The organism is Enterobacter sp. kpr-6 (assembly GCF_900116015.1).
GTDB lineage: Bacteria > Pseudomonadota > Gammaproteobacteria > Enterobacterales > Enterobacteriaceae > Enterobacter_D.
In genome coordinates, this window is sequence record NZ_FOYH01000006.1 from 130,116 (window position 1) to 151,364 (window position 21,249).

The 21,249-nt window shown below is 53.6% G+C and carries 22 protein-coding genes; 11 read left to right on the plus strand and 11 right to left on the minus strand.

The features are described 5' to 3' along the window. Positions 1-3 precede the first annotated feature (3 nt). Entirely contained in the window at positions 4-1,050 is a 1,047-nt protein-coding gene (rfaF, locus tag BM373_RS15205; RefSeq protein ID WP_090462964.1) for an ADP-heptose--LPS heptosyltransferase RfaF, read from the minus strand. A gap of 2 nt (positions 1,051-1,052) precedes the next feature. Further along, the gene (rfaD, locus tag BM373_RS15210; protein ID WP_090462967.1) at positions 1,053-1,985 is read right to left on the minus strand and encodes an ADP-glyceromanno-heptose 6-epimerase; all 933 of its coding nucleotides are present in this window, start codon (positions 1,983-1,985) and stop codon (positions 1,053-1,055) included. Between the two features lie 215 nt (positions 1,986-2,200). Here rfaD and kbl point away from each other — a divergent pair, with 215 nt between their 5' ends. From kbl to BM373_RS15240, 6 genes are all read left to right on the plus strand, one after another. After that, on the plus strand, positions 2,201-3,397 hold the full coding sequence (gene kbl / locus BM373_RS15215; protein ID WP_090462970.1) for a glycine C-acetyltransferase: 1,197 nt from the start codon (positions 2,201-2,203) through the stop codon (positions 3,395-3,397). 9 nt (positions 3,398-3,406) lie between these two features. Next, complete coding sequence (gene tdh / locus BM373_RS15220; RefSeq protein ID WP_090462972.1) at positions 3,407-4,432, plus strand: L-threonine 3-dehydrogenase; 1,026 nt, start codon at positions 3,407-3,409, stop codon at positions 4,430-4,432. 225 nt (positions 4,433-4,657) lie between these two features. Beyond that, a complete protein-coding gene (locus BM373_RS15225) occupies positions 4,658-5,917 on the plus strand; it encodes an O-antigen ligase family protein (RefSeq protein WP_090463264.1) in 1,260 nt (419 codons plus the stop codon). 69 nt (positions 5,918-5,986) lie between these two features. Next, positions 5,987-6,835 (plus strand): glycosyltransferase, encoded by an 849-nt coding sequence (locus tag BM373_RS15230; protein ID WP_090462974.1) that lies wholly within the window; start codon positions 5,987-5,989, stop codon positions 6,833-6,835. Between the two features lie 19 nt (positions 6,836-6,854). Further along, positions 6,855-7,778: a capsular polysaccharide synthesis protein gene (locus BM373_RS15235; protein ID WP_090462976.1), complete on the plus strand. Its 924-nt coding sequence runs from the start codon at positions 6,855-6,857 to the stop codon at positions 7,776-7,778. A gap of 100 nt (positions 7,779-7,878) precedes the next feature. Next, positions 7,879-8,835 (plus strand): glycosyltransferase, encoded by a 957-nt coding sequence (locus BM373_RS15240; RefSeq protein WP_090462979.1) that lies wholly within the window; start codon positions 7,879-7,881, stop codon positions 8,833-8,835. Between the two features lie 14 nt (positions 8,836-8,849). Here BM373_RS15240 and BM373_RS15245 read toward each other — a convergent pair whose 3' ends face one another. The 3 genes from BM373_RS15245 to gpmM are packed head-to-tail and all read right to left on the minus strand — an operon-like array spanning position 8,850 to position 12,620. Beyond that, on the minus strand, positions 8,850-9,794 hold the full coding sequence (locus BM373_RS15245; protein ID WP_090462982.1) for a divergent polysaccharide deacetylase family protein: 945 nt from the start codon (positions 9,792-9,794) through the stop codon (positions 8,850-8,852). A gap of 3 nt (positions 9,795-9,797) precedes the next feature. Next, complete coding sequence (gene envC, locus BM373_RS15250) at positions 9,798-11,063, minus strand: murein hydrolase activator EnvC (protein WP_090462985.1); 1,266 nt, start codon at positions 11,061-11,063, stop codon at positions 9,798-9,800. A 9-nt stretch (positions 11,064-11,072) separates the two neighbouring features. After that, positions 11,073-12,620: a 2,3-bisphosphoglycerate-independent phosphoglycerate mutase gene (gene gpmM / locus BM373_RS15255; protein WP_090462988.1), complete on the minus strand. Its 1,548-nt coding sequence runs from the start codon at positions 12,618-12,620 to the stop codon at positions 11,073-11,075. 247 nt (positions 12,621-12,867) lie between these two features. Here gpmM and BM373_RS15260 point away from each other — a divergent pair, with 247 nt between their 5' ends. The 5 genes from BM373_RS15260 (at position 12,868) to cysE (ending at position 16,005) form a co-directional block, all read left to right on the plus strand. Further along, positions 12,868-13,299, plus strand: a complete 432-nt coding sequence (locus BM373_RS15260; RefSeq protein WP_090462991.1) for a rhodanese-like domain-containing protein — start codon at positions 12,868-12,870, stop codon at positions 13,297-13,299. A gap of 43 nt (positions 13,300-13,342) precedes the next feature. Continuing rightward, positions 13,343-13,594, plus strand: a complete 252-nt coding sequence (gene grxC, locus BM373_RS15265; protein ID WP_090462994.1) for a glutaredoxin 3 — start codon at positions 13,343-13,345, stop codon at positions 13,592-13,594. Positions 13,595-13,628: 34 nt separating this feature from the next. Continuing rightward, a complete protein-coding gene (gene secB / locus BM373_RS15270; protein WP_090462997.1) occupies positions 13,629-14,096 on the plus strand; it encodes a protein-export chaperone SecB in 468 nt (155 codons plus the stop codon). Then, positions 14,096-15,115 (plus strand): NAD(P)H-dependent glycerol-3-phosphate dehydrogenase, encoded by a 1,020-nt coding sequence (gpsA, locus tag BM373_RS15275; RefSeq protein WP_090462999.1) that lies wholly within the window; start codon positions 14,096-14,098, stop codon positions 15,113-15,115. The genes secB and gpsA overlap by 1 nt, the downstream gene beginning before the upstream one ends. Positions 15,116-15,183: 68 nt before the next feature. Further along, complete coding sequence (gene cysE / locus BM373_RS15280; RefSeq protein WP_090463002.1) at positions 15,184-16,005, plus strand: serine O-acetyltransferase; 822 nt, start codon at positions 15,184-15,186, stop codon at positions 16,003-16,005. Here cysE and trmL read toward each other — a convergent pair. From trmL to mtlD, 6 genes are all read right to left on the minus strand, one after another. Continuing rightward, positions 16,002-16,475 (minus strand): tRNA (uridine(34)/cytosine(34)/5-carboxymethylaminomethyluridine(34)-2'-O)-methyltransferase TrmL, encoded by a 474-nt coding sequence (trmL, locus tag BM373_RS15285; RefSeq protein ID WP_090463005.1) that lies wholly within the window; start codon positions 16,473-16,475, stop codon positions 16,002-16,004. The genes cysE and trmL overlap by 4 nt on opposite strands. 216 nt (positions 16,476-16,691) lie before the next feature. Beyond that, positions 16,692-17,876: an FMN-dependent L-lactate dehydrogenase LldD gene (gene lldD, locus BM373_RS15290; RefSeq protein ID WP_090463008.1), complete on the minus strand. Its 1,185-nt coding sequence runs from the start codon at positions 17,874-17,876 to the stop codon at positions 16,692-16,694. Continuing rightward, the gene (gene lldR / locus BM373_RS15295; protein WP_090463011.1) at positions 17,873-18,628 is read right to left on the minus strand and encodes a transcriptional regulator LldR; all 756 of its coding nucleotides are present in this window, start codon (positions 18,626-18,628) and stop codon (positions 17,873-17,875) included. Before lldR ends, lldD begins: the two co-directional genes overlap by 4 nt. Before the next feature lie 246 nt (positions 18,629-18,874). Next, on the minus strand, positions 18,875-19,237 hold the full coding sequence (locus BM373_RS15300; protein WP_090463014.1) for a YibL family ribosome-associated protein: 363 nt from the start codon (positions 19,235-19,237) through the stop codon (positions 18,875-18,877). Between the two features lie 58 nt (positions 19,238-19,295). Continuing rightward, positions 19,296-19,886 carry a mannitol operon repressor MtlR gene (mtlR, locus tag BM373_RS15305; protein ID WP_090463017.1) on the minus strand — a complete coding sequence of 197 codons (591 nt, stop codon included), beginning with the start codon at positions 19,884-19,886 and terminating at the stop codon, positions 19,296-19,298. Next, on the minus strand, positions 19,883-21,031 hold the full coding sequence (gene mtlD / locus BM373_RS15310; protein ID WP_090463019.1) for a mannitol-1-phosphate 5-dehydrogenase: 1,149 nt from the start codon (positions 21,029-21,031) through the stop codon (positions 19,883-19,885). Before mtlD ends, mtlR begins: the two co-directional genes overlap by 4 nt. Positions 21,032-21,249: the final 218 nt, after the last annotated feature.

Below are 21,249 nucleotides of genomic sequence, written 5' to 3' on the forward strand. Positions count from 1 at the left end.
CCGTTACCCTTCTTCCGCCAGCAGCAAATCGTTGAGTTCATTCAGAACGCGTTCCGGCGTGATGTCGATCAGGCTCTGATGATAGCCCTGATCGGCATCGCCTTTGCGCACTTTGTGATAGCCGGTGATCAGGCGAATCACCCGCGCTTTATGCGACAGCGGCGGGGTGAAGTCCGGGCTACTCGGGCCATACAGCGCGACCAGCGGGCGGTTGAGCGCGGCGGCGACATGCATCAAACCGGAGTCGTTGCTGACTACCGCTTTACAGGCGGCAATCAGGATCACCGCCTGTTCGAGCTGCGTTTCACCGGCCAGATTGCGGCACCAGGCCTGCTGCTCGTTACTCAGCGCGGCGAGAATTTCATTGCCCGCTTCGTGATCTTTCGCGGAGCCAAACAGCACCACCTGATAACCTTCGTCGATCAGTTGTTTTGCCAGCTCAGCATAATGATAGTGCGGCCAGCGTTTAGCCGGGCCAAATTCAGCGCCAGGGCAAAAGCCGATGATCGGCCGTTCGGCGGAAATGCCAAACGCATCGCAGGTCTGGGCTTTCTCCGCCTCGCTCACCTGCAACTGCGGCCACAGCAGCGGCTGCGGGAGATCTTTCGCCGTCTGCATCGCGCCTTTGTCATAGGCCAGGGCGACATAGCGCTCGACCATCAGCGGCCACGCCTGTTTATCCAGCACCCGCGCGTCGTTCAGCAGACCGTAGCGCATTTCGCCGCGCCAGCCGGTACGGTGCGGAATACTGGCAAAGAACGGCACCAGCGCAGATTTAAAGGAATTTGGCAGGACATAAGCCCGGTCGTAGCGACGTTCGCGCAGGGTGTGTCCAAGTTTGCGACGCTCGCCAATTTCCAGCGCACCGTGCCCGAGCGGCATCGGGATCGCCTCGTTGACTTCCGGCATCCTGGAAAGCAGCGGACGGCACCACGCGGGTGCCATCACATCAATGATTGCCTGCGGAAAGCGCGCCCTGAGCGTGCGATAGAGACTTTGCGACATCATCATGTCGCCCACCCATGACGGGCCGACCACCAAAATTTTCATACTTACGCGTCGCGGTTCAGCCAGGCCATATATTCCGTCACGCCTTCGGCAACGGTTTTGAATGGCTTGTCGTAGCCTGCGGCGCGCAGATTTGTCAGATCCGCCTGGGTAAATGCCTGATAGCGGCCTTTCAGTTTTTCCGGGAACGGAATGTACTCAATGCTGCCTTTTTTGTGGAACGCCAGGGTCGCATCGGCCACCGCCTGGAAGGATTCCGCACGGCCCGTACCGAGGTTAAAGATACCGGAGACGCCGTTTTCCCAGAACCACAGGTTCACTGCCGCCACGTCGCCCACGTAGACGAAATCGCGTTTGAAACCATCGCTGCCTTCAAACAGCTTCGGCGTTTCGCCGTTGTTCAGTTGGGTGTTGAGATGGAACGCCACGCTCGCCATGCTGCCTTTGTGCCCTTCGCGCGGGCCGTAGACGTTAAAGTAACGGAAGCCGACGATCGGGGAATTCGCTTCCGGCAGGATCTGGCGAACGTATTCGTCGAACAGGAATTTCGAGTAGCCGTAGACGTTCAGCGGCTTTTCATATTCGCGGGATTCAATGAAGTCAGAGGTACGGCCGCCGTAGGTGGCAGCGGAGGAGGCATACAGGAACGGGATTTCGCGCTCCAGGCAGTAGTGCAGCACCTCTTTGGAATACTGATAGTTGTTATCCATCATGTATTTGCCGTCCCACTCGGTGGTGGTGGAGCACGCGCCTTCGTGGAAAATGGCGGCGATATCGCCAAATTCTTCGCCCGCCATCACCTGGATCAGGAAGTCTTCTTTATCCATGTAATCGGCGATGTCCAGATCCACCAGGTTGGCAAACTTAGTACCGTCTTTCAGGTTATCTACCACCAGGATGTCGGTAATGCCTTTGTCATTAAGCGCTTTAACGATGTTGCTGCCGATAAAGCCTGCGCCGCCGGTAACGATAATCATAACTGTGACCTTTGAATTGTGGAGCTCTGAGACAATCTCAGGCACGAATGCTTTTATCATACCATCACATTGCCGACCCTTCAGCCATTGACCGATAACCTTCAGGGGTACACGTGATTTATGCTGCAAAACAGAGAACTGATGATGCGTCATCTCGTATCCGCGTATAGCTTTGGGTAATATGTGCCGAAATTTGCCCAGTCTGGAGAATTGCAATGCGTGGGGATTTTTATCAACAGTTATCGGATAACCTGGACACCGCCCGGGCGGAAGGGTTGTTTAAAGAAGAACGCATTATCACTTCAGCCCAGCAGGCTGATATCACTGTGGCTGATGGTAGCCATGTTATTAACTTCTGCGCCAATAACTATCTGGGGCTGGCGAACCACCCTGAACTGATTGCGGCGGCAAAAGCCGGGATGGATTCTCACGGTTTTGGTATGGCGTCGGTGCGCTTTATTTGCGGCACCCAGGACAGCCATAAAGCCCTTGAGAAAAAACTCGCGGACTTCCTCGGTATGGAAGACGCCATTCTCTATTCCTCCTGCTTCGACGCCAACGGCGGCCTGTTTGAAACGCTGCTGGGTGCGGAAGACGCCATTATCTCTGATGCGCTGAACCACGCCTCCATCATTGATGGCGTGCGCCTGTGTAAAGCAAAACGCTTCCGTTACGCCAATAACGATATGCAGGAGCTGGAAGCACGGCTGAAAGAAGCCCGCGACGGCGGCGCGCGACATGTGCTGATCGCCACCGACGGCGTGTTCTCCATGGATGGCGTGATCGCCAACCTTAAGGGCGTGTGCGATCTGGCGGATAAATATGACGCGCTGGTGATGGTCGATGACTCTCACGCTGTCGGTTTTGTCGGTGAGAATGGCCGAGGCTCCCATGAATACTGCGATGTGATGGGCCGCGTCGATATCATCACCGGTACGCTGGGCAAAGCGCTCGGCGGCGCATCTGGCGGCTATACGGCGGCCCGCAAAGAGGTAGTTGAGTGGCTGCGCCAACGCTCACGCCCGTATCTGTTCTCCAACTCGCTGGCCCCGGCCATTGTCTCCGCTTCCACAAAAGTGCTGGAGATGGTTGCTTCCGGCGGTGAACTGCGCGATCGCCTGTGGGCCAACGCGCGCCTGTTCCGCGAAAAAATGACGGCGGCGGGCTTTACGCTGGCCGGTGCCGATCACGCCATTATCCCGGTGATGCTGGGCGATGCGGTCATCGCGCAAAACTTTGCCCGCGAGTTGCAAAAAGAGGGCATTTACGTCACCGGATTCTTCTTCCCGGTGGTGCCAAAAGGCCAGGCGCGTATTCGCACCCAGATGTCGGCGGCGCATACCCCTGAGCAAATTGAACGTGCGGTGGAAGCCTTCACCCGCATTGGTAAAAAACTGGGCGTGATTGCCTGAGGACGTACAATGAAAGCGTTAGCAAAGCTGAAAGCGGAAGAAGGGATTTGGGCCACTGACGTGCCGCAGCCGGATGTGGGTCATAACGATCTGCTGATAAAAATCCGCAAAACGGCGATTTGCGGGACAGACGTGCATATCTATAACTGGGATGAATGGTCGCAGAAAACCATCCCGGTACCGATGGTGGTCGGCCATGAATATGTTGGCGAAGTGGTCGGCATCGGTCAGGAAGTCAGAGGCTTTAAAATCGGCGATCGCGTCTCCGGTGAAGGCCATATTACCTGTGGTCACTGCCGTAACTGCCGCGGCGGGCGGACCCATTTATGCCGTAACACGGTCGGCGTGGGCGTGAACCGTCAGGGCTGCTTTGCGGAATACCTGGTGATCCCGGCGTTTAACGCCTTCAAAATACCGGATAACATTTCTGACGATCTGGCCTCCATTTTTGACCCGTTCGGCAATGCAGTGCACACCGCGCTGTCGTTCGATCTGGTTGGGGAAGACGTGCTGGTGTCCGGCGCAGGCCCGATTGGGATCATGGCCGCTGCGGTAGCGAAACACGTCGGCGCGCGTCATGTTGTGATTACCGATGTGAATGAATACCGGCTCGAACTGGCGCGTAAAATGGGCGTGACGCGTGCGGTCAACGTGGCAAAAGAGAGCCTGAATGACGTGATGGCAGAGCTGGGGATGACCGAAGGGTTTGACGTCGGCCTCGAGATGTCCGGCGCACCACCAGCATTCCGCACGATGCTCGACACCATGAACCACGGCGGGCGCATCGCACTGCTGGGTATTCCGCCGTCGGACATGTCGATCGACTGGAACAAGGTGATCTTCAAAGGTCTGTTTATTAAAGGCATTTATGGCCGCGAGATGTTCGAAACCTGGTACAAGATGGCGGCGCTGATCCAGTCCGGACTGGATTTAACACCGATTATCACCCACCGATTCCCGATCGATGAGTTCCAGCAGGGCTTCGACGCCATGCGCTCAGGCAAGTCCGGCAAAGTGATTTTAAGCTGGGATTAATACTTGTCATTCATGCACCTGCCGTTATGGGCAGGTGCATGCAGTCAGTTTTCATTAAATTGCTTTTACCGCCCTTTAAGCTGCACATCAGTTAAAGCGACATTGAGTGGCTAAAAAAATGCGATTGTTCTTAAGCTAAATGGAGACAAAACGGATAGGTTTTATTTTAGTTAAGCCTTCAGGGTGTGCTAGCATGGTGGTATTCATTGGGCGATGTTTAAGATTATGAAAACTGTTAAATTAGCTGATTTTTGTTCGTGGTTGACACAAATAATATTTATTCTATGCGCAGTCGCATTTAGCACCTTAATTTTAGATCCGAACCTTTCCGCCAAAATCCTTGGGGTGGCAGGCGCTACAGCCCTGTTTGTTACGGTTGTTAATTATCGTAAAATAACCAGTAATAAAGCCTTTTATATCTGCCTGATCTTATTTTTAATCGGCATGTGTGACATGATTTGGTATGGTATTTTTAAAGATGGTAAAAGCCTTTTTATCAATTCATATCGCGCTTATCTGGAAGTCGGTAAAATATGTTTGTTTGGTGCGTTTATCCTTAATGTATTTACCTTGAATAATGACCAGAAAATTGGTCATTATAAACTTCATTATGTGGTCGCAGCGCTATTACAAGTAATAATCTTAAGCTACGCTCTTTACCAAAGTGTCTGGCTGCATAACTCACGTATTGAGTTCTCCCTGGCGGATGGCGCTAGTGCAACAGGGGCCGCTTACACTGTGGTCTTTGTTTCCTGCTATACGCTTGCGGTGTTACAGCACCTCAAGTTGCGTATCCGCGACTTACTGATTCTTGCGCATTTTGTTTTAACCTTATTGGTCTTAATCGCAACAGAAACTCGTGCAGCCATTCTGGTTTATCCCGTGCTTTTCATGGCGTTAGTGTTTATTAAATTTTTTAAAGAAAAACATTTCACATGGAAAGGAATTGTGATCATCGGGATCGCTTTTTTTACCGGGATGTTTGTAATGAAAGACAGCCTGATGCATCGCTATAATGATTTTAATCGTGATGTTAGCGCATATGAGAAAAATAATAGTTTAACGTCCGTCGGGGCTAGATTGGCGATGTGGAAAAGTGGGTATATTTCCGCTAAGAATAATTATACATGGCAGTCTACAGACCAACGTAATCAAATAATTGCAGGTGCTGTCAATAGCGATCCCAGTCTTATAGGGGTTGTGCCCTATATGCGTGGACATTTGCATAATGAGATTATTGAAACCTGGTCGTTAAAAGGTCCTTCAGGTTTAGTCTTGTATTTTATGTTTATCATTGCTGTTGCCTGGTATGCGTTACGTGTTGTCAAAAGCTATATTCTGCTGGCTTTTTTGGTGTCGATGATCATGTTTGGTATCAGCGGCGTCATGTTTTATTCAAAAACCACGCCTGTCGCGTGGATGCTGACATTATTGATGTCGGTACTTTTCCTTAATCAAAACCTAAAGAGTAAGGCCCTGAAATAAGGCCTTTAACACCCCACCGGGAAGCGTTATTCTTCCCGGTGTTCAGGTTCATTATTTAAGAGTCGAGATATGCAAGAACGAGTGTCAGTTGTCATCACCACCTTTAACCGGGAAGATTTGCTGGAACGCGCAATACGTTCTGTGATGGCACAGGATTATCAGGCTATTGAACTGATCGTCATTGATGACCACTCTGATGCTAAAACGGCTGCGCTGATTGAGGCGATACGTCCGGAATGCGATGCCCGTTTCGTGCAGTTTATCTATGAGCGAAACGCCAAAAACAGTGGCTCTAACTTCAGCCGTAACCGGGGCTATGCGCTGGCGACAGGCAAGTTTGTCACGGGTCTTGACGACGACGATTACTTTTTACCTCAGCGTATTTCTAAGCTGGTTGCGCGTTATGACGAGAAGTATGCCTTTGTCTGCGATGCGCCAGCAAGAATCGACAAAACCACAAAAATTGTGAGTGACAGTAACCATAAAAGAGTCGTAACGCTTCAGGATATTTTATGCGAAAACGTGGTGGGTAATCAGGTGCTCACTACGCGTGAAAAATTACACGCGGTCGGCTATTTTTCGCCTGAAATTAAGCAGCAACAGGATCGGGATGTCTGGACAAAATTAATCATTAAATTTGGTCCCGGCATTAAGTACAGCTTTAATACCTCCATGGTTGATGCGGAACACGGTAGCGACAGGATCACCACATCGCTTAAAAAATATCACTCCTACCGCAAGCTGTACTTTAAATATAAACAGCATATGACGGAAGCCACCGACAGCCATAACCTTTATCAGTTGATGTCTTTTCGGGGCTACAGTTCCACGCGGATGAATGCCCTGTTACGCGGCCGTAAGAAGGGTCTCAAGCTGCGTTTTAAATTGCTGCGTCGTACTCTTAAAGAGATGTTTTAAGCTTCGAAAGGATGACATCATGCTTACGTTAAATCTTATTAATAAGCTTTTGAAGAAATCCAGGCATTATGCCAAAAAGACGAAGCTACCTTTTTTCCAGGCTGCCGCCGATCGGCTGACGAAAAAAAAGCAGGATATCATTTTTGCCGAACTGGATAAGCTCGCTGTTCAGCCCGATTTCTCTCCCTCTGCGCAGGTTCAGTCCCCGCGCATCATCTGGATTTGCTGGTTTCAGGGGCTTGAACAAGCCCCGCCTCTGGTTCGTCGTTGTATCGAATCGGTACAGCGAAACGCCAGTGGTGCAGAGGTGGTTATTCTTACCGATGACTCTATTAAAACCTACCTTGAGCTGCCTGCGCATATTACTGAAAAATATGCGGCGGGGCTTATCAGCAAAGCCCATTATTCCGATATTGTTCGTTGTGCCTTACTTTATCAGTACGGCGGGATCTGGATGGATGCCACGTTATATCTGACTCGCCCCATTCCTGAATCTTTTTTTGAACGGGATTTTTCTTCCCTGCGCTACGACGTGTTGAGTGCAGAAATGCCGATCAGTCAGGGCGGTTGGACCATCTTTATGCTTGCCGCCAGGGCGCATAATTCTTATATAAAATACGTTCTCGATTGCCTTTGTGCCTACTGGGAAACACATAATTCCATGATCGAATATTTTTTCACGGATTATGCTTTGCTCTACGCCGCGCAAAAATATCCGTCCTATGGTGAGCTGATCAATAAACAGCCGGTTATGGGTAATCATCGTTATCTGATCCGCCAGTTTATTAACAGGCCAGTCGATGAACTGACCTGTGAACAGTTGCAGAACGATGATGTCGGAATTTATAAACTCTCCCATAAAACGAAATATCAGCAGAGCGTAAACGGCGTTGAAACCCTGTACGGCAAAATCCTGCGCAACGACTTTATGCTCAGAGAGTAACCGTTGACGACCCCTCCCTTTCGCCTCGCGTTGAAGGTGATTTATGCGTCAGCGTCTTTGACTTATACTCGGCACGTCTAATTCTTAACTGGATGAACCCATGAGCACGGCGAAAGTAGATGTAAGCATAATCATCCCGGTTTACAACGGTGGCGATTCCATCGGTGCGCAACTGGAAAAAATACTCCTCGAGCATCGGGTGAATCTGGAAGTTATCGTTATCAATGATGGATCGACAGACAACACCCGCGAGGTGTTAAGCGCGATTCAGGATCCCCGTTTACAGGTGATCCACCAGGAAAACCAGGGCGTCTATGCTGCACGAAACGCGGGGCTGGCGGCGCATCGCGGAGACTGGATTATCCTGCTGGATGCTGATGATGATTTTACTGACGATATGATTTATCAGCGTTTCACGCAGGCGGTGAAACATGACGTGGATATTTTCATTGCTAATGGCTGGCGTAATGATTTTGGCAGTCGCGACCCCGCCACGTTCGTGCATAAGAAGCAGATTTATAACCGCAAAATAACCGGTTTTGAATGGATTCGCAGCGCGGTCAGTTTGCGTGAATGGCCGCATTATATCTGGCTGCAAATTGTTCGTTCAGACTACATTAAGCGTAACGGGATCATTTTCCATCTGGGCAGCAGCCATAAAGATATTCTCTGGACGACCGATCTGGCGCTCAGCAATGGCCGGTTTTATATCAGTGACGTCCCCGATTACGTCTATGTCAATAACGGTAACTCCATCACCCATAGCAAAAAATATTTTGACGCCCGTACGCTCAGCTATGTCGGGGTAATCAGTCAGCTTATTGCCTATGCCAATGAAGAAAAAAACCGCGATGTCAGAAAGGCGTTGTTGGTTCATGCGGTTGAAGAGTCGCGCCACTTTTTTGGTCTTTATCGTAAGAAAACCCGCGATAAAAATTACGCGAAAGCGCAGTTCAGGGATCAAATCCGTTTTACCGATTTAATTAAGGGCGTCAACAGCCTGAAAAAGATGTGGTTTTTGGTCCGTCTCTACGCCACGCTCACTCTACAGTCCTGACACCCATACCGTTCTTAATGGCCTCCGCTGCGGGGCCCATGACCCCATCCCTGCCACTGGTTTTGCACGTATTTCACCAGTGTACTTTCACTGATACTCTCACCGATCACGCTAAAGAAGCGGGCTGGATAGACGCGTTCTGGCGCTTTTTGCAGCTTACACAGCTTCGCGCCGCGGAACGGATTACGGGGTGCGGTGGGGGCTGGCGTCACATTAGGGCGGGACGTGTCGGTTTGCTGCTCATTGAGCAGATCTCCAGGGCGCACCAGCGTTATGTCGGCAGGCAACGTCGGCAGCATTTGCTGTAACACGCGCACGGTGGATGGATGGGGGTGCCCGATGGCGATGGCTGAGCCATTGCGTCTCGCCAGTTCAACGGCGCGGGTAAACTGGCGGCGAATATCGGCTTCATTCTGCGTGTCATCTAAAAACACTTTGCGCTTAATTACCTTAACGCCGGTACCGGATGCCGCGCGCATTGCCTGGCTATTGCCGATTGTCATACTGTCGAGGAAATAAAGGTTATAGCGTTCAAGCGCCTGCATTACCTTCTGCATGCCGAACAGACTGGAGGTCATGGCGCTGCCCATGTGGTTATTCAACCCGACGGCATAAGGCACTTTATTGACCGCATCACGAATAATCCGCTCAATTTCATCGCTGCTCATTTCCGGGCGCAACGTGTCTTTTTCCAGCGGCTGCTTGCTGAGCGGGGCCATCGGCAGATGGATCAACACTTCATGCCCGCTGTTATGCGCTTTGGTCGCCATTTCATGCGCATGCGGCGCATTAGGCAGGACGGCCACGGAGATGGCGGAGGGCATCGCCAGCACCTGGTTTTCATTGTGAGGACGGTAGCCGAAATCGTCGATGACGATGGCAAGTTTTCCGGCGAAGGCCGGGGCGGAAAGCGCAACAACGCTGGCAACAGCAAAAAACAGACGACGAAATTGAAGCAAAACTTATCTTCCCAACCACGGCTGTGGATTGACCGCCTGACCCTGGCGGCGAATTTCGAAATAGAGTGACGGTCTGCCCTGACCCCCACTGCTGCCCACAAGGGCAATCGGTTGACCGGCACGCACCTGCGTACCCACGCTGACCAGCGCGCTCTGGTTGTAACCGTAAAGGCTCATATCACCTTTACCGTGTTCAACCACGACGACCAGACCGTATCCTTGCAGCCAGTCGGCAAGGATCACACGACCGTCGGCAATGGCTTTGACCTCGCTGCCTTCAGACGCGCCAATCACAATCCCCTTCCACCGTAGCTCACCTTGCAGTTGTTCGCCATAACGATGCAGGATTGACCCGCGAACCGGCCAGTATGCCTGACCGCGTGGCGAACCCAGACCGCCGGTGCGCGACATCAGGGATTGTTCACTTTGGGTCGGTTTATAGGTTGTGCCTTTGCGCGACGCCTCTTTTTGACGATCGCGCACGGCCTCCGCTTCACGAGCTTCACGCTCTGCGCGGGCTTTTGCCGCGGCTTCAGCGCGGGAAATACTGTTGCGCAAGCGCGATTCGTTGGCACGCAACTCGCCCAGTTGCTGCTGTCCCTGCTGAATAGAGGATTCCAGACCTGCCAGGGTTTTCTTACGCTCGTTACGCGCCTGCTCCAGTTTCGCCTGCTGCGCCTGCTGTTCGTAAAGCAGAGTCTGCTGCTGGCTTTGCTTCTCTTCCAGCTCCGCTTTTTGCGTATCCACTTCTTCACGCGTTTGCTTAAGCTGAGCGATGGTTTCCTGTCGCGCCTGGTTCAGATAGCCGTAATAGGCCTGTAAACGCTGGCTGCGCTGGCCTTCTTCACCACTGAGGATCAACTGAACGCCGCTGTGCTCGCCCTGGCGAAACGCGGCATCAAGCTGGGCCGCCAGATTGCGCTCCTGGCTTGCCCGCTGGCGTTCCAGTCTGGCGATAGACTCATTCATCTCATCGATTTGTTTATTGAGCTGGGCGAGGGTGCTTTGGGTTTCGCGTAACGCGCGGGCGGCGGCGGAAATGGCCTCTTCCTGCGTTTTAAGTTGCGCAAGCAAGCCTGAACGCTGCTGCTGCTGCTGGCGTACTGCACGCTCTTTTGCGGCAATATCGGCCTGAATGGATTTTAACTGGTCACGCTCATCGGCGTGGGCTGAAAAGGCGCACAACAATACGCCAGCGCTGAGCGCGCTGGCGTAAATGACAGGTCGCAATGCCGACCATGTGTTTGAAAAAATCGCCTTTCCCCTCATGGGGAGGGATTATTCCACGATGAACAGCGGCTTACCAGTCATCTCTTGCGGGATTTCCATGCCCATCAGCGTCAGCATGGTCGGCGCGATGTCGGAAAGTTTACCGCCTTCCATCGCTTTTACGTTTTTATCGCCCACGTAGATCAGCGGTACTGGCAGGTTGGTATGCGCAGTGTGCGCCTGGCCGGTTGACGGGTCACGCATCTGCTCGGCGTTGCCGTGATCGGCGGTAACCAGCAGCTGGCCGCCCACGGACTCGACAGCGTCGGCCACTTGCGCAATACAGTTGTCCAGAGTTTCAACAGCCGCAACAGCCGCTTCAAAGACACCGGTGTGACCGACCATGTCGCCGTTCGGGTAGTTACAGATGATGGTGTCGTACTTGCCGCTCTTGATGGCTGCGACCAGTTTTTCAGTCAATTCTGCACTGCTCATTTCCGGTTGCAGGTCGTAGGTAGCCACTTTCGGGGAGTTGATCAGGATGCGATCTTCGCCTGCGAACGGGTCTTCAACGCCGCCGTTAAAGAAGAATGTCACGTGTGCGTATTTTTCGGTTTCGGAAATACGCAGCTGCGTTTTGTCGTTCTTCGCCATCCACTCACCAAAGGTGTTAGCGAGCGACGCTGGCGGATAGGCGACGGTGGTTTTGATGTCGGCGGCGTATTCGGTCAGCATCACGAAATCGGCCAGTTTCACCACTTTCTTACGGGCGAAGCCGTCGAAATCGGCATTCACGAAGGCGCGGGTAATTTCGCGTGCGCGGTCGGCGCGGAAGTTCATGAAAATCAGCGTATCGCCATCTTCCATCGCGGAAGAGGCATCGCCTGCCTTGCAAATTACCGAGGCTTTAACGAACTCATCATTTTCATCGCGGGCATAGGCGGCTTGCAGCGCAGTTACGGCGCTGTCAAAAGTGAACTCGCCCTTCGCTTCAACCATCAGGTCATAAGCCTGCTCAACGCGATCCCAACGGTTGTCGCGATCCATGGCGAAATAGCGGCCAATAATCGTGGCAATGCGGCCTTTACCCAATTCAGCAAATTTATCTTCGAAGCGTTTCAGGGAAGATTCAGCGCTGCGCGGCGGCGTATCACGGCCATCCAGGAAAGCATGCAGGTAGATTTTTTCAGCGCCGCGCTGCGCGGCCAGTTCAACCATTGCCAGAATATGATCTTCGTGGCTGTGCACGCCGCCTGCAGAGAGCAGGCCCATGATGTGCACGGCTTTACCGCTGGAAGCGGCGGTATCAACGGCTTTGGTCAGTGCCGGATTGCTAAAGAAAGTACGTTCTTTAATTTCAACGTCCAGGCGGGTGAGATCCTGATACACGATACGACCCGCGCCCAGGTTAACGTGGCCCACTTCGGAGTTACCCATCTGACGATCAGGCAGGCCGACTTCCAGACCGGATGCGTCAATCAGCGTATGCGGACGTTTAGCCCACAGCGCGTCCATAACGGGCGTTTTAGCGTTAAAAATGGCGTTATCCTGTTGGTCTTCACGGTAGCCGTAGCCATCCAGAATCACCAGTACCATAGGTTTTTTAGAAACCGACATTGCGCAAACCTCATGCTCATGAGCCAAAAAAATTTGCGTAATTTTACTACAGCTGAATCGATAAAAGCACCGCAGAAGATCAAAGAAAGCAGCGACGTCAGCATGGGTTTTCAGGCCGTTGCCGACTTTTTTTCGTAACAGTACGCAGAAAATGCATTCCGTTGTTCTCACTGGCTGTATTTGCTACAGCGCACAGGTATACTCCTTCCCTGGTTTTCAATCACTAAGTCGGGAGTTGTTGCCCCCCATGCAAGAAATTATGCAATTTGTTAGCCGTCACCCCATACTGTGTATTGGGTGGGTTGTGTTACTGGCGGCGGTTTTGTTCACCACCTTCAAAGGCTTGACCTCAAAAGTAAAAGTCATCACTCGCGGTGAAGCGACGCGCCTCATCAATAAAGAGGATGCAGTCGTGGTCGATCTGCGTCAGCGTGATGATTTCCGTAAAGGGCACATCGCCGGTTCCATCAATCTGCTGCCAAACGAAATTAAAGCCAATAATGTCGGCGAGCTTGAGAAACACAAAAGCCAACCCATTATTGTTGTAGATGGTTCAGGTATGCAGGCCAATGAACCTGCAAACGCGCTGATCAAAGCGGGTTTTGAAAAAGTATTTGTGTTGAAAGATGGCGTCGCAGGCTGGAGTGGTGAAAACCTTCCGCTGGTGCGCGGTAAATAATGACCTGTCATTTTTCATAGGGTTACAAACCAGGAGTACAGTCATGGCCAACATTGAAATCTATACCAAAGCGACTTGCCCTTTCTGCCACCGTGCCAAAGCGTTGTTGAGCAGTAAAGGCGTCACCTTCGAAGAATTGCCGATCGATGGCGATGCGGTAAAACGCGAAGAGATGATTCAACGTAGTGGCCGCACGACCGTGCCGCAAATTTTTATTGATGCACAGCACATTGGCGGCTGTGACGACTTGTATGCGCTGGACGCGCGTGGTGGACTTGATCCCCTGTTACGCTGAAGCGTATTTAGGACAACACTTAAGGGTTTTACTCATGTCAGAACAAAACGATACCGAAATGTCTTTCCAGATTCAGCGTATTTATACCAAGGATGTGTCCTTCGAAGCGCCGAATGCACCGCACGTCTTCCAGAAAGACTGGCAGCCGGAAGTAAAACTGGATCTGGACACCGCTTCCAGCCAACTGGCTGACGATGTCTATGAAGTGGTATTGCGCGTCACTGTGACCGCAAGCCTGGGCGAAGAAACCGCGTTCCTGTGTGAAGTTCAGCAGGCAGGTATCTTCTCCGTCGGTGGTATCGAAGGTAACCAACTGGCACATTGCCTCGGTGCGTACTGCCCGAACATTCTGTTCCCGTATGCTCGCGAATGCATCACCAGCCTGGTATCCCGCGGTACGTTCCCGCAGCTGAACCTTGCGCCAGTTAACTTTGATGCGCTGTTCATGAACTATTTACAGCAGCAGACAGGCGAAGGTACGCAAGAACATCAGGATGCCTGATGAGTACTATTAATGCTCATATGACTGTGATCGGTGCCGGTTCTTACGGCACCGCTCTTGCCATCACACTGGCAAGAAATGGCCACGATGTTGTGCTCTGGGGCCACGATCCAAAACACATCGCGACGCTGCAACAGGATCGTTGTAACGTGGCGTTCCTCCCCGATGTGCCCTTTCCCGATACGTTGCACCTTGAAAGCGACTTAGCCACTGCGCTTGCTGCCAGCCGTAATATTCTGGTGGTGGTGCCAAGCCATGTGTTTGGCGAAGTGCTGCGACAAATCAAACCGCTGATGCGCGACGATGCCCGCGTGGTGTGGGCTACGAAAGGCCTTGAAGCGGAAACCGGCCGTCTATTGCAGGACGTGGCGCGTGAAGCGCTGGGTGACGCTATTCCGCTGGCGGTGATTTCTGGTCCCACCTTTGCTAAAGAACTGGCGGCAGGCTTACCCACTGCGATTTCACTCGCTTCAACCGATGACGTTTTTGCGGAAGATCTCCAGCAACTGTTGCACTGCGGCAAAAGTTTTCGCGTCTACAGCAACCCGGACTTTATCGGCGTGCAGCTTGGCGGCGCGGTGAAGAACGTCATTGCGATTGGCGCAGGCATGTCCGACGGCATTGGCTTTGGCGCAAATGCCCGTACCGCGCTTATCACCCGTGGCCTGACAGAAATGTCGCGCCTTGGTGCGGCGCTCGGTGCCGATCCCGAAACCTTTATGGGCATGGCGGGACTGGGCGATCTGGTTTTGACCTGTACCGATAACCAGTCGCGTAACCGACGTTTTGGTATGGCGTTAGGCCAGGGCATGGATGTGCAAAGCGCGCAGACACAAATCGGCCAGGTGGTCGAAGGCTATCGCAATACGAAAGAAGTCCGCGAACTGGCGCACCGCTTTGGTGTTGAAATGCCAATAACCGAGGAAATTTATCAAGTATTGTATTGCGGAAAAAATGCGCGCGAGGCAGCATTGACGTTACTGGGCCGCGCACGCAAAGACGAGCGCAGTAGCCACTAACATCGCAACACATCAGGACACGGTCAACGCAGATTGGCCGGTCTTTTTTATTTCGTCTGGAGTAAGCAATGCCGTGTGAAGAACTGGATCTTGTCTGGAATAATATTAAAGCCGAAGCCCGCGCACTGGCGGACTGCGAGCCCATGCTGGCCAGTTTTTATCACGCAACGCTCTTAAAGCACGAAAACCTCGGCAGCGCGCTGAGCTATATGCTGGCGAACAAACTGGCGTCGCCAATCATGCCCGCGATTGCCATACGTGAAGTGGTTGAAGAAGCCTACGCCGCTGACCCTGAAATGATCGCCTCGGCCGCCTGTGATATTCAGGCTGTGCGCACGCGCGACCCGGCAGTAGACAAATACTCCACGCCGCTGCTCTATCTGAAAGGTTTTCACGCGCTTCAGGCCTACCGCATCGGTCACTGGCTGTGGAATGAAGGCCGCCGCGCGCTGGCGATTTTTCTGCAAAACCAGGTATCGGTTTCTTTCCAGGTGGACATTCACCCGGCCGCAAAAATCGGGCGCGGTATTATGCTCGACCACGCCACCGGGATTGTGGTGGGCGAAACGGCGATCATCGAAGATGACGTCTCTATCCTGCAATCGGTAACGCTCGGCGGGACCGGCAAAACCAGCGGCGACCGTCACCCAAAAATCCGCGAAGGCGTGATGATTGGCGCAGGCGCGAAAATTCTCGGCAACATTGAAGTGGGGCGCGGCGCAAAGATCGGCGCAGGCTCAGTGGTGCTTCAGCCCGTGCCGCCGCACACGACGGCAGCAGGTGTTCCGGCACGAATCGTCGGCAAGCCGGAATCAGAAAAACCCGCCATCGATATGGATCAGCACTTCAACGGTATCAATCACGGGTTTGAGTACGGCGACGGGATTTAGCTGCGCAGTACAGCGCCGGTGTAACCCAACTGACGCCAGGCTTCATACACGACCACCGACACCGCATTAGACAGATTCATGCTGCGGCTGTCTGGCATCATCGGAATACGGATTTTTTGCTCAGGCGGCAGCGCATCAAGAATGCTGGCGGGCAGGCCGCGCGTTTCCGGGCCAAACAGTAAATAATCCCCATCCTGATAGCTTACGGCGCTGTGTGCAGGCGTGCCTTTGGTCGTCAGCGCAAACAGGCGCTGCGGCTTTTCGGCATCGGCAAAGGCTGCGTAATCCTGATGGCGGATCACGGCGGTGAATTCATGGTAATCCAGCCCCGCGCGACGCAGACGTTTATCGTCCCAGGTAAAACCCATCGGTTCGATGATATGCAGGCGAAAGCCGGTGTTGGCGCAAAGACGGATGATGTTGCCGGTGTTCGGCGGGATTTCAGGTTCAAATAAGACAATGTTCAGCATGCTGCCCCCTCGATAACGCGGGGCAGCATAGCAGAATTTTCCCCCTCACCCTAACCCTCTCCCGCCGGGAGAGGGGATAGTCCGCGCACGGTTTCACTTTCTTCTCCCGCCAGGAGAGGGGACAGATCGCGTACGGATTCACTTTCCTCTCCCCGGGGTGAGGGATTGCGGGTTTTCTCCCTCTCCCATGGGGAGAGGGCCGGGGTGAGGGGGAGATTACGCGGCGTCACCCGTTTTCAGCGGCGCAAATACCGACTCGTGCTCCACGTTTTGCACCAGCAACTCCGGGGTAATCTCTTTAATCGATTTCGCCCCGGTTAGCGTCATCGCCACGCGCATCTCTTTTTCAATCAAATTCAGCAGATTCGCTACCCCTGCCTGTCCGTGCGTGGCGAGCGCGTAAAGATACGCCCTACCCAGTAGCACGGTGTCAGCGCCGAGGGCAATCATCCGCACCACGTCCAGGCCGTTACGGATGCCGCTGTCGGCAAGGATCGCAATATCACCTTTCACCGCATCAGCAATGGCAGGCAGGGCGCGGGCGGAGGAGAGCACGCCGTCGAGCTGGCGGCCACCGTGATTCGACACCACGATCCCGTCAGCGCCGAAACGCACCGCGTCGCGCGCGTCTTCCGGATCGAGGATCCCTTTGATCACCATCGGGCCGTCCCAGAACTCGCGGATCCACTCCAGGTCTTTCCACGAGATCGACGGGTCGAAGTTATTCGCCAGCCAGCCAATGTAATCTTCAAGCCCGGTGGGTTTCCCCAGATAGGTCGAGATATTGCCCAGGTCGTGCGGACGCCCGTTAACGCCCACATCCCACGCCCACTGCGGGTGCGTCACCGCCTGCAAATAACGGCGCATTGCCGCATTCGCGCCGCTCATACCGGAATGAGCATCGCGGTAGCGTGCGCCCGGCGTCGGCATATCGACGGTAAATACCAGCGTCGAGCACCCGGCGGCTTTGGCGCGCTCCAGCGCATTACGCATAAAACCCCGGTCGCGCAACACGTAAAGCTGGAACCACATCGGGCGCTTAATGGTCGGTGCCACCTCTTCAATCGGGCAGACCGAAACGGTCGAAAGCGTAAACGGAATGCCTTTCGCATCTGCGGCCGCCGCTGCCTGTACCTCACCGCGCCTGGCGTACATCCCGCACAGCCCGACCGGAGCCAGCGCCACCGGCATCGACAGCGTTTCCTTAAACAGCCTGGTCTCCAGACTCAAATCGGCCATGTTTTTCAACACCCGCTGGCGCAGCGCCACCTGTGCCAAATCCTCAACGTTGCGGCGCAACGTGTACTCCGCGTAAGCGCCGCCATCAATGTAGTGGAACAAAAACGGCGGCAGAATGCGCCGGGCGGCGGCGCGATAATCACTGGCTGCGGAAATAATCATGGGTTGTTTTTCCTGGAGTGGGCGAGGGGATCGCCGGGCAGACGGGTAATGCGTGCCTGGCGGGCCTGATCATCATCAAACTGTTTCAGGGTGGCGTGAACAAATCCCAGGTGCGTCATCATCGCCTGGCGCGCGGCATCGGCGTTGCCGGCAAAAATGGCGTCCATTACCGCCTGGTGCTGTTCGGTAAGATTCGCAAAAACGGGCGGAACGAGATACATCCGCTGGCGGCTCTGTTTTACCGACGAGGCCAGCAGATCGAAAAACCCACGCATGGTCTGCAACAGCACCACATTGTGCGAGGCTTCGGCGATGGCTAAGTGAAAGCGCACATCTGCCTGTGAAGCCAGGTCCGGGTCAGCGCAGAGACTGGCCTCGAAACAGAGCTTAATTTTTTCTTTTTCAGCGTCGGTCGCGCGCAATGCCGCATGCCACGCGGTGCTGGCTTCGATGGCATGACGGGCTTCCAGAATGTCGAAACCGTAATCGGGATCGTCAGCCAGCAGTGTTTTCAGCGGCTGGACAATAGTTTGCTCAGGCCAGTTTTCATGCTGCCAGCGCACGAACGTCCCGCCGCCGCGCCGACTCAACAGCACGCCTTCGCTCACCAGCTTCGCCAGCGCCTCGCGCAGGGAATTGCGGGATACGCCTAGTTGCGCCGCCAGTTGCCGCTCTGCGGGGAGCTTCATGCCCGCTTCCAGTTGTTGTTCTTCGATCAGCGCCCGGATGCGCGTAATAACGTCGGCAGGCATCAATGCACTCCGCTGGAGTCATGTGTAAAAGTGGCCCTGCCAGTTAACGGCGGGCGGAACAGGAATAATAGTTAATTTAATGTTATTAAGAGGCAATGTGTTTGTGAACTGGATTGGTGAAACTGTGAGAGAAGAAGAGTTCTGGAAAGAATTGGTAGGGCCAATAGGCCGGGAATATTACGTGGGGGGGCAGGAAGGCGAATAGCCCCGATGAAAGTCAGGGCTGATACTAACTGAAAGGGGCGCTTAAAAATCCGTCTTTGAAAAACCGGTCATCTCTTTCAGGCCCATTTCGCGGCCCAGTTCGGTCATCGGGTGCACCACCACCAGACCACGCACGCTTTTTTTCAGCTTGCCCATGTCAGCCTGCTCTTTTTTGGTGATAGCGCGGCGGAAAGGCATCGCTTGCAATTTTTGCGCTTCTTTAGAGAGCTTGTGACCGTGAACGGCACGCAGACGGACGATTTCTGTTTCGATGGTCGTTTTTTCTTTTTCCAGCTCAGCATATTTATCGGCGGCTTCAACCAGAGAAAGCTCGGCCTGCTGGTGGCGAATGGCATCCAGGCGATCGCTCAGGCGCTTGATTTCATTCTTTTCAACTTCTTTCATGACAATTGGACTCTGAATCGGGAGATATTGCGCTAAGGATACACTAATACGCGCAAGGTTACTTCTGAAAGGCTTTCTTGAGGCTGATGCGGGAGATCAGCTCAGTCAAAGAAAGGACCATCGTGGATCGTACAACCTGTTGATAACGCTGCTTTTGCATCGCGTATAAATCCGGGTCGCTGAGATCGAACTGCGGAGCAGGGGGCAGGGCGCTCACGCAGTGCAGTTCACCGAAGGGGCCCAGGATTTCGTCATCGGTAAAGGTATATTCGTTGCCGTCATGGTTAAGCTCTTCACGCAGCGCCATTAACAGCTCCGCGTCCTCATACTCATGACGACTCAGCACGCCAAGCCCGTAGATGAGCTTTAAACGCACAGAGAGATCGCCCAGCGGGCCATCGCCGTCCAGCAACGGCTCCACTGCGTATTTCACCGCGTAATCGTCTTTGCGAAATACCTGAAGCACCAGAATATTCACGGCTTCGGTCAGGAGTTCGACGGCCGCAATCAGAAAGCTTCGTACGGTTTTGCCAGCATTGAGACGCTCAAGCACACGGTTTTCAAAGGCCTGGGGTTGTTCCATTATTGCCTGCATATCCGACAATCTATTGTTCGGGCGCGGATCGCTCCGCGCCGGGTTTGGCATCATGCCTTTGTGTTGTAGACGGTTACCGCTTGTGCCACCACATCGCTTGCGGCATCCAGACCAGAAACCTGCGCCAGCGCGGCCTGCGGGCCTTTTTCTTCGATCAGCTGTGCCAGCTCAATAGCCTGCGGGTCCTGCTCGCTGCGATACTGCATTGCGGCCGCGATCCCTTTCACCAGGTTGTCATGCGGCAGACCATATTCCAGGGTGCCGAGCAGCGGTTTGATCAGACGGTCGCCCGCGCTCAGTTTACGCAGCGGCTGACGGCCCACGCGCTCAACGTCATCTTTCAGGTAGGGGTTTTCAAAACGGCCAAGGATTTTCTGGATGTAGGCTGCGTGTTTGTCGGCGTCAAAACCGTAACGCTTAATCAGCACCGCGCCGCTTTCTTCCATCGCGCCTTTCACCACTGCGCGGATTTTTTCATCAAGAATCGCGTCACGGATGGTCTGCAAACCGGCCTGCTGGCCGAGGTAAGCGGTAATGGCATGGCCGGTGTTCAGCGTGAACAGCTTGCGCTCCACGAACGCCATCAGGTTATCGGTCAGTTCCATGCCCGGAATATTCGGCAGCGCGCCTTTAAACTGAGTCTTATCGACAATCCACTCGCTGAAGGTTTCAACCGTGACTTCCAGCGGATCGTTGGTGGCGGATTCTGAGGGCGGGACGATGCGGTCAACGGCAGAGTCAACGAAGCCAACGTGTTCTTCAACCCAGGCTTTATCTTCTTCCGCCAGCGCGTTAAAGACGTGGCCTTTAAGCTGGGTAGTGCCGCGCACCATGTTTTCACAGGCGATGATGTTCAGCGGCGTATCAACACCCTGCGCTTTACGTTTTGCGAGACCTTTGGCGATAGCAGGCGCGATGCGCTCCAGTACGACCGGGCCGACCGCCGTGGTCACCAGATCCACCTGCGCAATCAGCTCTACCACATCGTCACCGATGCTGCTCACCGCGTTAACGCCAGAAACGGTGTCCACCTGCTCATTTTCACCGACAACGTGAACCTGATAGCTATGACGGGCATTCAGGGCGTCGAGAACCACCTGATTCACATCGGCGAATGTCAGCTCAATCCCCGCGTCCGCCAGCAGTTTGCCGATGAAACCTCGTCCGATATTACCTGCGCCAAAATGTAATGCTTTCATAGAATTAACCTTCATCAATGTTTTTACCCGAGAGGGCTGGGGTGAGGAGACCTACTTTTCCCCTCACCCTAACCCTCTCCCAATGGGAGAGGGAATAGATTGTGCCCCGTACCCCGCTTTTCTCCTCTCCTGAGGGAGAGGACCGGAGTACCCCGCTTTTCTCCCTCTTCTGAGGGAGAGGGCCGGAGTACCCCGCTTTTCTCCTCTCCTGAGGGAGA